Origin of the sequence: Nocardia sp. 2TAF39, assembly GCF_052114905.1 — a bacterium.
Lineage (GTDB): Bacteria > Actinomycetota > Actinomycetes > Mycobacteriales > Mycobacteriaceae > Nocardia.
On the sequence record NZ_JBFRFQ010000079.1, the window covers coordinates 1 to 14,826 of the forward strand.

Sequence of the window (14,826 nt, forward strand, 5' to 3'; positions counted from 1 at the left end):
ACTCCACAAACAGAAACGGCGTCGACATCACCGTCACACCCCCGGCCAACACCAACGAGCTATCACCCTGCCGCAGGCTCTGACAAGCCAAATGGATCGCCACCAACGACGACGAACACGCCGTATCCACCGTCACCGCCGGGCCCTCCAAACCCAACGCGTACGCCACCCTCCCGGACACCACACTGCCCACCGAACCGGTACCCGCATATCCCTCGGCGACCGGACCCGCAGCCATGGACTTGTGCTGATAGTCCTGGTACATCACACCGGCGAAGACGCCGGTGTCGCTGCCCCGCAGCGACTCCGGATCGATCCCGGCATCCTCCAAGGCTTCCCACGACGCCTCCAACAACAACCGCTGCTGTGGATCCATCGCGGCGGCCTCACGCGGACCGATCCCGAAAAACCCCGCATCGAAATCACTCACACCACGCAGAAATCCACCCTCCCGCGTGTACACCTTCCCGAACCGATCCGGATCCGGATCGAACAACCCCTCAACGTCCCATCCGCGATCCAACGGAAACTCGCTGACACCATCCGAACCGGACGCGACGAGATCCCACAACTGCTCCGGCGACTCCACACCACCCGGGAACCGGCAACTCATCCCCACGATCGCAATCGGCTCGTTGAGCTTTTCCCGCAGCTGTGTCAAATCGTCGCGAGTCGTCAGGAGATCCACAGTGACCTTTTTCAGGTACTCCATCAAGCGTTCGGACGAATCGCCAGTGCTCGTGTCCATATCTCACATCCAGTGGTATTTCGAAGTTGCCGAAGCCGCCCGGCAGAGCAAGCAGCGACGCAGGCCCACCCACCTACGGTTTTCGTTCAGGTGTCGATGACAAGGCGGCGAGTCGAGGAGTCGGCCGGAGCGGCGCAAAGTTTCGCAGCCCAGCTACCGCAGGCGGGCAATGTATCGGCAGGCCATCCGCCGTCGATGGCCATTCGACCGAGTCCGATCCAGAAAGCTGCAACACCCGCAGCAAATTTCGCCGACGGTCGGTGCAGCGAGACGACGGTTCAACATATAGGCTGCGCACCATTATCGTGAGATCGGACGAACCAGGCTGCGCCGAAAACGAACGGCGACTGTGGTCGCCGTCGATCGCTGCCGTAGCGCGGCAATGGTCTTGCCGGACAGTCCGGCCGAGGCCGCCTACCACAACTGCTCGAGCAGCTGCGCCAGCAGACCGACATGCCAAGAGTTCGCACTGTCGACCGGGTCGGTGTCCGTCACGCGGACTCGCTCGACGGCGACTCCTTGAAGAACAGCGGCTCGACCACGCACTTCGACAGCGGCGGGTTGATCGACAGCCAACGAGACGTGGCCCATGGGCGAACACTGCCTTTCACCGCAGCGAAAGGCGTGCCGACAACGTCATGGGTAACCGACCGGACACCGGCGGCAAGTGCCCTACTTCCCCCATCCAGAAGACCAAATCACTGCTCATTCGGTATCTCTCTCCGCCAAGCATGCCACCAGGCACGTCCGAGGTGCCTGCTGGACGTTAGCCTGCCAGCCGAGTCGACTCCTCGCAACTGGTGTACTCCTGTCCTGCGGCACACCGTTCACCGGTATCGACGCGCCTCCTTTCGGAGCGTGGACTGGGGGACCGATTCATAGGGTTCATCGCGTCCGCTTCGTCGGATGCGCTGTGGAACGAGACGACAGCGATGCGGCCGTTCCGCCAGCATTGCGCAGGTCGAGGCCGGTCATTACGGTCGTCCCATGAGTTCAGCTTTTCCGCGGTTGCTGTCGCCGCTCGAGGTGGGGCGCGTCGCGCTGCGCAATCGCGTGGTGATGGGTTCGATGCACGTCGGCCTCGAGGACCGAGATTGGCACATCGACCGACTGGCCGCATTCTTCGCCGAACGAGCCCGCGGCGGCGTCGGCCTGATCGTCACCGGCGGATGCTCGCCCAATCGCGAAGGCTGGGTGTGGCCGTTCGCCCGCGGGATGATCACCGAGGCCGACGCCGAGCGGCACCGCGTGATCACTGAGGCGGTACACGAGGCGGGCGCCAAGATCGCATTGCAGATCCTGCACGGGGGACGCGATTCGCGTGTTCCGAATAATGTGGCGCCCTCGGTCGTGATGTCGCCGCTCACCGCGTTCGAACCTCGGGCATTGTCCGAAAAGGGTATCGAATCGACGATCGCCGACCACGTGCGCTGCGCGGAGTTGGCGAAATCGGCCGGATACGACGGAATCGAGCTGATGGGCGGCGAGGGCTTCCTGATCAATCAGTTCCTCGCGCCACGCACCAACACCCGTACCGATAATTGGGGTGGTTCGGCAGCCAACCGACGACGGTTTCCGGTCGAGATCGTCGCCCGGACACGGGCTGCAGTGGGCGACGACTTCTTTATCATGTTCCGGATGTCCATGGCCGAGTTGGTCGACAACGGTCAGACCTTCGACGAGATCATCGCCCTGGCGAAGGAATTGGAATCAGCCGGGGTGGATATCATCAACACCCAGATCGGCTGGCACGAGTCACGAGTACCGACCCTCGCCACCTCGGTGCCGCGTGCGGCGTTCGTCGGATACACCGCCAGACTCAAAGCGCATGTGACGATCCCGGTATGTGCGTCGAATCGGATCAATATGCCCGAGGTCGCCGAGGAGATCCTGGAGCGAGGTGATGCGGACCTCATCTCGCTGGCACGGCCGCTGCTGGCCGACCCCGAATGGGTCAACAAGGCCGCCGAATCCCGGGCGGACGAGATCAACACCTGCATCGCCTGCAACCAGGCCTGCCTCGACCACACCTTCACCAGGCAAACCGTGTCCTGCCTGGTGAATCCACGCGCCTGCCACGAAACACTGCTGCAGCTGTTGCCGACCCGGCGCGCCAAACGCATCGCCGTCGTCGGCGCCGGCCCCGCGGGCCTGTCTGCCGCGATCGGGCTGGCCGAACGCGGTCACCACGTCGAACTCTTCGAAGCCGACGACAAGATCGGCGGCCAGTTCGATCTGGCCCGCCGTATTCCCGGTAAAGAGGAGTTCAACGAGTCGATCCGGTACTTCAACCGAAAGCTCGAACTGACCGGTGTCGCAGTGCATTTGAACGTCCGAGCCACTGCCGAGCAGCTTGCCGCGGGCGACTGGGACGAAGTCGTGCTGGCGACCGGTGTCCGCCCCCATATGCCCGACATCCTGGGAATCGATCACCCGATGGTGCTGTCCTACCCCGCACTGATCCGGAAGGAGCGGCCCGTCGGCAAACGCGTCGCGGTCATCGGCGCGGGCGGGATCGGTTTCGATGTCAGCGAATTCCTCACGGCCGCCGGCCACAGCACGCTGAAACTCGAGGAGTGGCAGGACGAGTGGGGAATCACCCACGACGCCCAGGCCCCTGGACAATTGGCAAGGCCCAAATCCTCCCGCGCCCTCCGGGATGTGACACTGCTGCAACGGAAGTCGGGCGCATTCGGAACGACCCTCGGCACCTCGACCGGATGGATCCATCGCGCCGCTCTCGAAGCGAAGGGAGTCGAGCAGATCGGCCGGGTCAACTACGAGCGGATCGACGATCGCGGGCTGCACATCAGCTTCGACAAGAGCCGGGAAGGCCGGCGCGTGGTAGATGTCGACAACGTGATCGTATGCGCCGGACAAGAATCCGTCCGAGACCTGAAAGATCCGCTCGAAACCCTCGGCATGCGTGTGCATCTCATAGGCGGCGCCGACGAATCCGCCGGAATCGACGCCAAACGCGCCATCGACCAAGGCACCCGACTCGCCGCCGCGATCTGAAAACAGTGGGCAAGCACCTACTTCAAGGCTTCTCCTCAGTTGATCGACGCTGGTCTTCCTGATTCACGCCATGGTCGGATCCGCTCATCGAGCGAGAGCTGGAACGATGTGGCGCCCCGAAGCGGGCCCTCATCTCCTGGACTTCGATGTCCCGAGCCCGGTGGTGGAATCACTTGGGCGGATGCCGATTCGACTCACCGCCCGTTGCGTTCCGGCCCGCTGAGTTGTCGCCACGTCCGTACCAGCTGGCTGAACTCCTTGACCTGAACGAGCACGTGGTCGCGGGCAGCGTTCTCCGCGGTCTCGGCGTCGCCGGCGGCGATGGCGTCCGCGATCTCACGATGTTCGGCCATGGAACGTCGCATGCGATCCGGCACCCGCAGCTGCAGCCGCCGGTACGGCTGCAGGGCTCGTTTGAGCGAATGGGCCTGCTGCCGTAGATATTCGTTGCCGCAGGAGTCGTAGACGACGCCGTGGAACGCGGCATTGGCATAGTAGTAGCTGTCGGCGTCGCCGGTCGTCGCATGGTCTTCGCATTCCCGCAAGGTGCGTTCGAGCTCGTCCAGCGACTCTTTCTCGATGCGGCGGGCGGATAGCCGTGCGGCCATACCCTCGAGTTCGGCCATGACTTCGAAGCGTTCGGCCAGCTCGGTGATGCTCAGCTCGGTGACGTATGTGCCCTGCTTGGGACGGATCTGTACCAGTCCGGACCGTTCGAGGGCTTGGAGAGCTTCGCGGACCGGTGTGCGGGAGCAACCGAACTCCTGCTCGAGCCGTGCCGGGTCCAGGCGTTCCCCGGGCCGATAGTGCCCGTCGACGACGGCGTTCTCGAGCGCATCTCGTACGCGCTGGGATTCGGGGACCTGAGCCATGTGCACCTCCGAGTGCAGATTATCCGACCATCCAGGGTGGCGCGCGTCACTCATATACTCTATCGTGCCTGTTATATACATCACGCCCTCTGATGCATACGAATATGTGGAGGCGTGCGGAAGGAGCCCGAGATGGGACGTCGAGACGGCTGGTTGTTGACCGACCTGTTCCGGGCGCTAGGGGGTCGGCACGGCGGCGAACCGGCGGCTGGAGGGCCGCACGCATCCCCGCTCGACCGGCTGCTCACCGCCTGCGAAGTCTTGATGAGCGACGTGGGCGAAGCGTCGATGCGCGCGGTCGCGACATATGCTTTGGCCGCCTACAACGAGCTCGAGGATGTCGGCAAGCTCGCCTTCTTCACCCATGTCACCACGACCTACGATGTCGATGCCGCTCAGGTCCGTGCTGCCTTCCGGCGGTGGGAGGCAGCCAGGAACGCGGGATCCCAGGGAGCGCAGGAGCTGGTTCGACTCTTCGACGTGGTCGAGCCGGCCCGGCAGCAGCTCCTGCGCCGGATGAACCACGCACCCGACGCCACTCTCACTCTGGTCGAGATGCGCGCGGACCTACGTCGACTGATCCGCCGTCACCCGGAGTTGCAGCCCCTCGACCACGACTTCCACCACCTGCTCACGTCGTGGTTCAACCGTGGTTTCCTCCGCATGGCCGAGGTCACCTGGGATTCGCCTGAGGAGCTGCACCGGCATCTGCTGCGCTACGAGAAGGTGCACCCGATGGCGAGCAGAGCCGAGCTCGGCCGTCGACTGCGGCCCGAGGACCGCCGTATGTACGCCTTCTTTCACCCGGCCACCGGGAATGTGCCGCTCATTTTCGTGGAGGTCGCCCTGGTGCGTGGCATGCCCGGGACCATCGCCCCGCTGCTGGAGCCCGGCCCGGCGTTGCGCCCTGCGGAAGCGGATACGGCAGCGCTCTATTCGATCAACAACGCGCTGGACGGGCTGGCCGGAGTCTCATTCGGCAGTTTCCTCATCAAACAGGTCATCGAGCAGGTCGGCGAGCAACTACCGCACCTCACCCAGTTCGTCACACTCTCGCCGATTCCAGGATTCCGGCATTGGCTCGGCGAGCAGGCCGAGCAGGATGCCGAGCTGTCGCTGCTCGCCCGGGAATTGGCAGCGGCGGGGGTGGCGGACTTCGATTCAGCGGATGTCGAGCGGATCCGTCCCCGGCTCTTCCACGCCCTGGCCCGTTACCTCGCGGTCGAGCGGCGTGCCGACGGTCGCCCGCTCGACCCGGTCGCGCGTTTCCATCTGGGCAATGGGGCCACCATCTGGCGGCTGAACTGGCCGGCGAACACCGCACCGGAGGCCTGGCGGCAGTCCTATGGCGCGATGGTCAACTACCGCTACCAGCCGGAGACGCTGGAGCATCAGCATGAGGACTTCGTCCGGCGCCGCACCGTGGCGCTCGGCGGCCCGCTGCGGGACGTCCTGCCGAAGGTCCCGGCGGGGTCCCGCATTCGCGACATGTCCACCACCTCAGACGACGAGAGAGGAACACTCCCGATGGCGCCGTTCACGACGATCTACCGGTCCTTCGCCGAGCAGGCGGAACGGCATCCGGACAAGACGCTGTTCGAGCTGCCCGACGGGCACCGGATCACCTACCGTGAGACGGCGCAGACCGCGAGCCGGATCGCCGCCCGCCTTGTCGCCGACGGTGTCACCCCTGGTGACCGGGTTGCCATGCAGGTCGGGAAATCCCCGGAGGCCATCGCACTGTACCTGGCGACCTTGCAGATCGGCGGTGTCTTCCTGCCGTTCAACACCGCCTACACCGGTGCGGAGATGGACTACTTCATCGGCGACGCACAGCCGCGCGTGCTCGTCTGCTCTCCGGATCGCCGGGCCGACCACGCCCACCGCGACGGGGAAGGCCTTGTTATCGAGACCCTCGGAGTGTCGGGCGACGGCACCCTCCTCGACGGCGACGGCCGCCATGAGGAGGTCTACGCTGCGTCGGCCGAAGACCCGGCGGCGATCCTCTATACCTCAGGCACCACCGGCCGCTCCAAAGGTGCGGTGCTCACCCACGGCAACCTCGCATCCAACTGCCGGGCGCTGCTGGAAACCTGGCGGTTCACCGCCGAGGACCGGCTGATCCACGCGCTTCCGATCTTCCACATCCACGGGCTCTTCGTCGCGGCGAACATGACCCTGGCGGCTGGCGCTTCCATGTACTACCTGCCCAAATTCGACGCCGAGACAATCATCGACCTGCTCCCCCGGGCCACCGTCCTCATGGGCGTGCCCACCTTCTACACCCGCCTGTTGAAAAGTGACCGCCTCACCCCGGAGACCTGCGCCTCGATGCGGCTGTTCGTCTCCGGATCGGCTCCGCTGCCGGCCAGCGACCACGCAGCCTTCGAAGCCCGTACCGGTCACGCCATTCTGGAACGTTACGGGATGACGGAGACCGGCATGAACACCACCAATCCATACGAGGGTGGCCCGCGCAAGCCCGGAACCGTAGGGAAGCCGTTGCCCGGCATCGAGATTCGGGTGGTCGACCGTGAGACCGGACGCGCACTGCCCGACGGCGAGGTGGGCGTCGTCGAAGTCCGCGGCCCCAATGTCTTCGCCGGCTATTGGCAGCTGCCCGAGAAGACTGCCGCGGAATTTCGTGCGGACGCCTACTTCATCACCGGCGACCTGGGCCGCATCGATGCGGACGGCTACCTGTCCATCGTCGGCCGGGACAAGGACCTCGTCATTTCCGGGGGCTACAACATCTATCCCAAGGAAATCGAGGATCTGCTCGACGCGCATCCCGCGGTGCTCGAGTCCGCCGTGATCGGGGTCCCGCATCCGGACTTCGGCGAGACAGTTGTGGCCGTTGTCGTCGCGGCGCCGGGACAGCACCCGCGAGCCGGGGAGCTGCTGGACTTCATCGCCAGCGACCTCGCCCGGTTCAAACAGCCACGTGCGGTGCGCGTCGTCGAGGCGCTGCCCCGCAACGTCATGGGCAAGGTGCAGAAAGCCGAACTGCGCAAGCGCTACGCCGACCTGTTCGCCGGCGTGGGTGCGTGATCCGAGGGCAATCGGACCGGCCGGCCCGAGCCCTCTCAGTCAGGAGAAGACAATGATTATCGATGGCGTAGCAGCGCTGGCGCTGTGCCTGCTCGCGGGCACGTCGGTCGGTGAACTGCTCGATGTCGTCGATGGCACGCGGACCGTTACGGCAGGACTGGCGACCCTCGCCGTTCCCATCGACCGCCTCGACAGCGCCACCGCCGACATCGTCTCCGCCATCGCTGCCAATCCGCCCGCTGCGGTGCGCGCGGCCAAATGGGCGATCGACAACGTGCTCGCCCCGCTCCGCGACAACCTGCGCGAGCAGCCCACCGGCCCCGCCGCCGATGATGACGCGATGCGCTATCGGCTCGGCGAGTTTCCGGTCCGGATCGACACCGCGAGCTGACCCGGCAGCTTACCGAATGTCCCTGCGCCCCAGGGCTATCTCCAGTTCCACCTGCGAATCGAGAACACAGTGCAGATCGACGACGATCCCACACAGGCGACCACCACCGCCGACCACCCCGTCCGGCTCACCTCCACCCAGCGCCGCGCCTTCTGGGGCTCTTTCGGCGGCTGGGCCATGGACGGATTCAACTGGACCGTCTTCGGACTCGTCCTCGCCCCGACCATGACCGCCCTGCTGCCACGCGCCGGCATCGAACCCACGGCCGCCAACATCGGCTGGTACGGCCAGATCAGCGCCGCCCTGTTCCTCCTCGGCTGGGGTTGCTCGGCAATCTGGGGCCCGATCGCCGACCGCTTCGGCCGCAAACCCGCGATGACGCTGTCCATCCTGATCTACGGCGTATTCACCGCACTGGCAGGCCTCGCCACCAACTTGTGGGAATGGAACGCCTTCCGCTTCCTGGCCGCCATCGGCGTCGGCGGCGAATGGGCCATGGCCGGAACCCTGCTGGCCGAGGTGCTCCCCGAACGCGTGCGTGCCCGCTTCGGCGGCGCCATGCATTCGGCCGCCTATGTCGGTGTGCTCGCGGTATCGACGCTGTACCTGGTAGCCGGGCCGGAGCTCGGCTGGCGCGGCATGTTCCTCATCGGCGGGCTACCTGCGCTGGCGGTATTCCTCATCCGCAAAACGACCCCGGAACCTGAACGCTGGCAACAGGAATCGACCGAGAACACCCGCCGATCGTTCTGGCAGCCGGTCATCGAGGTCCTCACTCCCCCGTATCGGGCACGCACCCTCGGCAACCTGTCTCTGCTGGTGGTCTGCGTCATCGGGCTTTGGGCCGGATCCACCTACGTGCCCACCGCCGTAACCGAGCTCGCCCAGCACGCCGGATGGACCAAAGAGGCCACCGTCCGCCTCGCCGGCGTGTCCTCCATGACCGTCGCCGCGTTCACCATTCTCGGCTGCTTCCTCGTCCCCGGCATCGCCAATCGGTACGGCCGCCGGGCCACCCTGGCCGGACTGTACGTCCTGATGATCATCGGCGCTGTCGGCGCGTATGCCATCGCCTACCCGCTCCACTCGATCCCACTGATCTTCGTGTTCCTGCCGATCCTCGGCCTGGGCGGAGCGAACTTCGCGGTCTTCACCATCTGGCTGCCCGAGCAATACCCCACTCGGATGCGCGCCACCGCATTCGCCTTCACCACCACGTTCTCTCGCTGGTTCGCCGCCGCCGGCACGTTCCTCATCGGCTACGGCATCCACGAAACCGGATCTCTCACCATTCCTTTGAGCGCAACCGCGCTGGTATTCGTGCTGGGCATCGGCCTGGTCCGCGCCGCACCCGAAACCCGTGGCGTAACACTGCCCGACTGAGCTGAAGCACCACCATGGCAGCGCCGAAACCGACCCGAACCCTGCGGCTCGACCACATCCTGTCGCGTGCCACCGATATTGCCTGTACCAGCGGACACTCCCGGGTCGGCGAGGAATATCGGGTGGATAACGGGCAAGCACGGCGACCATGGCGCTGAATCAATCCTGGCCGGTGCGGGCGAGCAGACTCTGGTGGCGGACGCCGTTGCCCGTGCGGGCCCGCTCGGGCGACGTCACGCGATGAGCACCGGCAATCGCTGGCTCCCCCACCGCCCCACCGGCCCGTCGTAGACGCCGGGTATCTGCGTACCACACCTCGTGCAGTAACCGTCGTCGGTGAGTGCGTACCGGCGGATCACGTACCAGTCCCGTGTCACAACGGCTGCGCCGCAGGATGGGCAAACAGTGGTGCCGCCGTCGATGTCGTGCACGTTGCCGGTGTAAACGAAACGTAGGCCTTCGGAGAGCGCGATGTGACGCGCCCGGGTGAGCGTCGCGGCCGGCGTCGGCGGGATATCGCGCATCTTGTAGTCCGGGTGGAACGCGGTGAAATGCAGCGGCACGTCGTCGCCGAGCTCGTCGCGAATCCACGCACACTCGGTGGCGATCTCGGCATCGCTGTCGTTGCGCCCAGGGATGAGCAGCGTCGTGATCTCGAACCACACCTCGGTCTCGTACCGCAGGTACCGCAGCGTGTCCAGCACGTCGTCGAGGTGCCCGACGCACACGCGGTGGTAGAAGTCCTCGGTGAACGCCTTCAAGTCGACGTTGGCCGCATCGATGTGGGAGTAGAACTCGGCGCGCGGCGCGGGACACATGTAGCCCGCGGTCACCGCGATCGCTTTGACGCCACGGGCGCGGCAGGCGTCGGCGATGTCGGCGGCGTACTCGAAGAAGATGGTCGGATCGTTGTAGGTGAATGCGACACCGCGGCAGCCCAGACTCTCGGCGGCGGTTGCTAACTCATCGGGCTCGGCGCGGCCGGACAAAGTGTCGATCTCGCGCGACTTGCAGATATCCCAATTCTGGCAGAACTTGCACGCCAAGTTGCAACCTGCTGTCCCGAACGACAACACCGCCGAGCCGGGCAGGAAATGATTGAGCGGTTCTTCTCGACCGGATCGACGCAGAACCCGCTGGAGCGGCCGTAGGTGGTGAGCACGATCTGTTCTTCCACCCGGGCACGGACGAAACACAGCCCCCGCTGCCCCTCGCGCAACTTGCAGGCACGCGGACACACGTCGCACTGCAACCTGCCGTCATCGAGCCGGTGCCAGTGCCTGGTCGAGACAGTGTGGGGGTCATCGAGCGTTGGTGTCATCATCGTTCTTCCGATGATCAGACTACGTCGTCAGAGTGCCCGCTGGCCCTGTTTCAACGTTTATCCACCCCGGTGACCAACCGCCTGCCGAGGCGGGTGAGCCAGATCGGTGTTGATATTGAGCCATAATGATGCCATACTGGCTCACATGGATCTCAGGCCCTATCTCGAAAGCCTCCGGTACGAGCTGGTCGTCGCTGCGGATGCGGGCGGTGACGAGGCACGTGAGCTGGCAGAACGGCTTACTTCGACACTCAACTCGGCGGCGCGGCTCGCCCTGCTCAACGCGTTGTCCGACGCCGCCGACGAGATCACCCGCGACCTAGCGCCCGGCTCGGTCGAGGTGCGGCTGCGGGGCGTGGATCCGACCTTCGTCGTGACGGCGCCTCCCACGGACCAGCACTGGGAGGAAGATGCCACATTGGCACCGGTGGTGCCATCAGTGGCACCACTCGACGACAGCGGTGGCACCTCGCGGATCAACGTCCGGCTCCCCGATCAGCTCAAGCAGCGGGTCGAGGAGGCGGCAGGCCGGGAGGGACTTTCAGTCAACGCCTGGCTGGTCCGGGCGGCAGCGGCGGCACTGGAGCCGCGGCCTGTTCCGCCCGTCGCGAGCCGAGGGTCCCGCACCACCGCGGGCGGACAGACCTTCACGGGCTGGGCGCGCTGACATAGCGCCGCAGTCAACGACTTTCACACCTACACCCCAACCGGGGATTCTGCACCACATCAACAAAGAGAGGGCACAGCCATGCCTGAATTCGACACTCCCGAAGCCATTTCCGTCGTCGTCGATGCCTACGTGGGCAACATCAGAATCGTCGCGAGCGAACGCGCCAACACCGTGGTCGACGTTCACCCGGCCAGCCAGAACCGCCTCGACGTCGAGGCGGCCGAGCAGACCCGAGTGGACTACTCCGGCGGAGTCCTGCGAGTGAAGGCGCCACGCCCGCCGCTGTGGAAGCAGGCGATCATCCTCGGCGGCAACAAGTACGGCACGGTCGAGGTCGTGATCGAGGTGCCGAGCGGCTCACGGCTCCAGGCCGACACGGAAATGGGCGTGATCTACACCGAAGGCCGTCTCGGCGACTGCAGGATGAAGAGCTCCCTCGGCGATATCCAGGTCGACACGGCGGGCGCGCTGGAATTGTCCACCGCCATGGGCGCAATCTCCGTGGAGCATGCCCGCGGTCGGGTCGAGGTCGGCACCGGCTCCGGGGAGGTGCGTATCCGCCGCGTCGACGGGCCCGCCGAGATCAACAATTCCAACGGCGCCACCCGGATCGACGAAGTCACCGGTGATCTGCGGGTCAAGTCGGCCAACGGCGACATCACCGTCGGAACCACGGAATCCGGCGTCACCGCCAAGACCGCGGCCGGATCCATCCGCATCGGCGAAGTCGCCCGAGGATCGGTCTCTGTGCAGACCGCCGTCGGCCGAGTGGAGGTCGGTATCCGCCCCGGCACCGCGGCCCTGCTCGACCTGCACACCAAGTTCGGCTCGGTGCGCAACGAGCTCGACACCGTCCAGGGCCCCCAACCGTCCGACGAGAAGGCCGAGGTGCGGGCGCGCACGTCCGCCGGCGACATCACCGTCCGCCGCTCGGCCTGACGACCACGGCACATACGAAGGACAAACAGTCATCAGCTACACCCCACCGCCCTGGGCATCCAGGGCACCAACCCCAGACACCTACAAACTTAGGAAACAACCATGTCCACCACCGCGATCGACGTCCGCGGACTGCGAAAGTCGTACGGCGACAAGACAGTTCTGGACGGCATCGATCTCACCATCCCGGCGGGAAGCATCTTCTCGCTGCTCGGCCCGAACGGCGCAGGCAAGACGACCACTGTGCAGATCCTGTCCACCCTCATCCCCGCCGACGACGGCCAACTGAACGTGGCCGGTCACGACGTGACGCGCGAGTCGGAAGCCGTGCGCGCCACGATCGGCGTCACCGGCCAGTTCTCCGCGGTCGACGAGCTCATGACGGCCGAGGAGAACCTTCTGTTCATGGGCGACCTGCACCACCTGGACCGGCGCGAGAGCAAGCGTCGCGCAGGCGAACTGCTAGAGAAACTCGACCTCGTCGACGCGCGCGGCACGATGGCGCAAACCTTCTCCGGCGGCATGACCAGGCGACTCGACCTGGCGATGACTCTCCTCGGCGAGCCGAGCATCATCTTCCTCGACGAGCCGACCACCGGCCTGGACCCGCGCAGCCGCCGCGCCGTCTGGGACATAATCCGCGGCTTGGTCGCCGAGGGCATGACGGTTTTCCTCACCACCCAATACCTGGAGGAGGCCGACGAACTCGCCGATCGGATCGCGGTGCTCGACCACGGCCGGATCGTCGCCGAGGGCACCCCGGACCAGCTCAAGCGCCTGGTGCCCGGCGGCTACATCCGCCTGCAGTTCGCGGACACAGACAGCCTCGCTGCGGCCGCGAACACCCTGGACGGCGCGCTGCGCAACGGCCATGACCTGGCGCTGCAGGTCCCCAGCGACGGCGGCATCGGCTCACTACGCGCTGTCCTCGACCGACTCGACCACGGCCGGATCCCCGTCGCCGGCCTGTCGGTACACACCCCCGACCTCGATGACGTCTTTCTCGCACTCACTGGTCACACCACCGGCAAAGAAACGGAAGCGGCACTGCGATGACCACCTTGGCCTACACTTCGAACGATTCACTCACGATGCTGCGGCGGAATCTGTTGCACGCCAGGCGCTATCCGGCGATGGTCTTCTCGATCATCATCATGCCGATCCTCTTGCTGCTGATTTTCAACTACTTCTTCGGCCACGCGCTGAACGCAGGCGTCGGGGGCGGACAAGGCGGCAAGTACATCGACTACCTCGCCCCGGGAATGCTGCTCATGATCCCGGCGTGGATGGTGGCGTCCACAGCCGTCGGCGTCGCAAACGACCTGACCAAGGGCATCGTCAACCGGTTCCGCACCATGGCGATATCCCAGACGTCGATGCTCACGGGCCACGTCATCGGCTCGCTGATCCAGGCGATGCTGGGGGTGGGGTGCATGATCGCAGTGGCGTTCGCCGTCGGATTCCGACCGACCGCCGACGCGGTCGAGTGGCTCGCCGTACTCGGCCTGCTGGCTCTGTTGTCGTTCGCGTTGATCTGGCTGGCCGTCGGATTCGGCGCGTCGGCGAGCAACCCGGAGTCCGCGAGCAACGCACCGACCCCCATCATCATGCTGCCCTTCCTCGGCAGCGGATTCGTGCCGACCGATTCCATGCCGACCGGTGTCCGCCAGTTCGCCGAGTACCAGCCGTTCACGCCGATCACCGAAACCGTGCGGGGACTGCTGATGGGCAGCAATATCGGCAATAACGGCATCATCGCCGTGGCCTGGTGCGTCGGCATCGCCGTCGTCGGATATCTCTGGGCCCGAGCGTCTTTCCAGCGCAAGACCACAGCGTAAGACCGTGTGACTGTTGCTGTGGCGGATAGTGCGCTTTCGGCCAGGGCGTTGGGTTGAGTCCAGTTGGCCATGGCCTTGGGTCCGCTCCGTCAACGCTCATTCGTCGCAACCCTCTTGCGCCCTTCGCCACCGGGCTCCCCTCCGCCACGGAGTACGCGGGCATCCTCGGATTGGGCACGGTGGGGAATGTGGCCGGGAATTATAGATGAGTCAACGCGGCCACTTCTAGAGCTCGGCGAAACCGCGTACAATTCGAGCAGGTCGGGACAGCATCTGGAGCCCTATCATGATCGAGAGAAAGAATTCACACACGAAGTTCGCCCGGTTGGCGGCCGCGGCCGGTATAGCCGCAGTTGCCGCGATTCCGGTCGTCGCAGCCGCGGCGCAAGCGCCTACCGCGCACGCAACGACGCCCACGTCTGCAACCCAACTCGTCGACAAACCCGGTGGGGGTCACGGCGGCGGCTGGGGCAACGGCGGCGGCTGGGGCAACGGCGGCGGCTGGGGCAACGGCGGCGGCTGGGGCAACGGCGGCGGCTGGGGCAACGGCGGCGGCTGGGGCAACGGCGGCGGCTGGGGCAACGGCGGCGGC

Annotated in this window: 12 protein-coding genes and 1 pseudogene; 9 read left to right on the forward strand and 4 right to left on the reverse strand. The window is 65.6% G+C overall.

Annotated features, from left to right (window positions below; all coding sequences use genetic code 11):
• Both AB4Z47_RS29575 and AB4Z47_RS29580 read right to left on the reverse strand, forming a co-directional pair.
• Positions 1-748: beta-ketoacyl synthase N-terminal-like domain-containing protein (locus AB4Z47_RS29575; RefSeq protein ID WP_441955814.1), on the reverse strand; the 748-nt coding region annotated here is incomplete at its 3' end.
• A gap of 414 nt (positions 749-1,162) precedes the next feature.
• Entirely contained in the window at positions 1,163-1,339 is a 177-nt protein-coding gene (locus tag AB4Z47_RS29580; protein WP_441955816.1) for a hypothetical protein, read from the reverse strand.
• Positions 1,340-1,735: 396 nt separating this feature from the next.
• Between AB4Z47_RS29580 and AB4Z47_RS29585 the strand changes: the two genes are divergently transcribed.
• Positions 1,736-3,766 carry an oxidoreductase gene (locus AB4Z47_RS29585; protein WP_441955818.1) on the forward strand — a complete coding sequence of 677 codons (2,031 nt, stop codon included), beginning with the start codon at positions 1,736-1,738 and terminating at the stop codon, positions 3,764-3,766.
• 194 nt (positions 3,767-3,960) lie between these two features.
• Here the strand turns inward: AB4Z47_RS29585 and AB4Z47_RS29590 are convergent, their stop codons facing one another.
• Complete coding sequence (locus tag AB4Z47_RS29590) at positions 3,961-4,692, reverse strand: GntR family transcriptional regulator (protein WP_441955820.1); 732 nt, start codon at positions 4,690-4,692, stop codon at positions 3,961-3,963.
• Between the two features lie 78 nt (positions 4,693-4,770).
• Between AB4Z47_RS29590 and AB4Z47_RS29595 the strand changes: the two genes are divergently transcribed.
• The 3 genes from AB4Z47_RS29595 (at position 4,771) to AB4Z47_RS29605 (ending at position 9,463) form a co-directional block, all read left to right on the forward strand.
• Positions 4,771-7,689, forward strand: a complete 2,919-nt coding sequence (locus tag AB4Z47_RS29595; RefSeq protein ID WP_441955822.1) for an AMP-binding protein — start codon at positions 4,771-4,773, stop codon at positions 7,687-7,689.
• A 52-nt stretch (positions 7,690-7,741) separates the two neighbouring features.
• The gene (locus tag AB4Z47_RS29600; protein WP_441955824.1) at positions 7,742-8,080 is read left to right on the forward strand and encodes a hypothetical protein; all 339 of its coding nucleotides are present in this window, start codon (positions 7,742-7,744) and stop codon (positions 8,078-8,080) included.
• 69 nt (positions 8,081-8,149) lie between these two features.
• Positions 8,150-9,463: an MFS transporter gene (locus AB4Z47_RS29605; protein ID WP_441955826.1), complete on the forward strand. Its 1,314-nt coding sequence runs from the start codon at positions 8,150-8,152 to the stop codon at positions 9,461-9,463.
• Between the two features lie 233 nt (positions 9,464-9,696).
• Here AB4Z47_RS29605 and amrS read toward each other — a convergent pair.
• Positions 9,697-10,784: pseudogene (gene amrS / locus AB4Z47_RS29610) on the reverse strand (AmmeMemoRadiSam system radical SAM enzyme).
• Positions 10,785-10,932: 148 nt separating this feature from the next.
• On the opposite strand from amrS, the gene AB4Z47_RS29615 reads away from it, so the two are divergent.
• The 5 genes from AB4Z47_RS29615 to AB4Z47_RS29635 form a co-directional block, all read left to right on the forward strand.
• Positions 10,933-11,454 (forward strand): hypothetical protein, encoded by a 522-nt coding sequence (locus tag AB4Z47_RS29615; RefSeq protein WP_441955828.1) that lies wholly within the window; start codon positions 10,933-10,935, stop codon positions 11,452-11,454.
• An 81-nt stretch (positions 11,455-11,535) separates the two neighbouring features.
• Entirely contained in the window at positions 11,536-12,396 is an 861-nt protein-coding gene (locus AB4Z47_RS29620; protein WP_441955830.1) for a DUF4097 family beta strand repeat-containing protein, read from the forward strand.
• 102 nt (positions 12,397-12,498) lie between these two features.
• A complete protein-coding gene (locus tag AB4Z47_RS29625; protein WP_441955832.1) occupies positions 12,499-13,452 on the forward strand; it encodes an ATP-binding cassette domain-containing protein in 954 nt (317 codons plus the stop codon).
• Positions 13,449-14,234, forward strand: coding sequence for an ABC transporter permease (locus tag AB4Z47_RS29630; RefSeq protein WP_441955834.1), 786 nt, complete (start codon positions 13,449-13,451; stop codon positions 14,232-14,234). Before AB4Z47_RS29625 ends, AB4Z47_RS29630 begins: the two co-directional genes overlap by 4 nt.
• 286 nt (positions 14,235-14,520) lie before the next feature.
• Positions 14,521-14,826: hypothetical protein (locus AB4Z47_RS29635; protein ID WP_441955836.1), on the forward strand; the 306-nt coding region annotated here is incomplete at its 3' end.

Bases quoted from the DNA above. Each gene is read 5' to 3' on its own strand.
- AB4Z47_RS29585 (WP_441955818.1), top strand. From the start codon at position 1,736: ATGAGTTCAGCTTTTCCGCGGTTGCTGTCGCCGCTCGAGGTGGGGCGC.
- AB4Z47_RS29600 (WP_441955824.1), top strand. From the start codon at position 7,742: ATGATTATCGATGGCGTAGCAGCGCTGGCGCTGTGCCTGCTCGCGGGC.
- AB4Z47_RS29625 (WP_441955832.1), top strand. From the start codon at position 12,499: ATGTCCACCACCGCGATCGACGTCCGCGGACTGCGAAAGTCGTACGGC.
- AB4Z47_RS29615 (WP_441955828.1), top strand. From the start codon at position 10,933: ATGGATCTCAGGCCCTATCTCGAAAGCCTCCGGTACGAGCTGGTCGTC.
- AB4Z47_RS29580 (WP_441955816.1), bottom strand. From the start codon at position 1,339: ATGGGCCACGTCTCGTTGGCTGTCGATCAACCCGCCGCTGTCGAAGTG.
- AB4Z47_RS29620 (WP_441955830.1), top strand. From the start codon at position 11,536: ATGCCTGAATTCGACACTCCCGAAGCCATTTCCGTCGTCGTCGATGCC.
- AB4Z47_RS29595 (WP_441955822.1), top strand. From the start codon at position 4,771: ATGGGACGTCGAGACGGCTGGTTGTTGACCGACCTGTTCCGGGCGCTA.
- AB4Z47_RS29630 (WP_441955834.1), top strand. From the start codon at position 13,449: ATGACCACCTTGGCCTACACTTCGAACGATTCACTCACGATGCTGCGG.
- AB4Z47_RS29590 (WP_441955820.1), bottom strand. From the start codon at position 4,692: ATGAGTGACGCGCGCCACCCTGGATGGTCGGATAATCTGCACTCGGAG.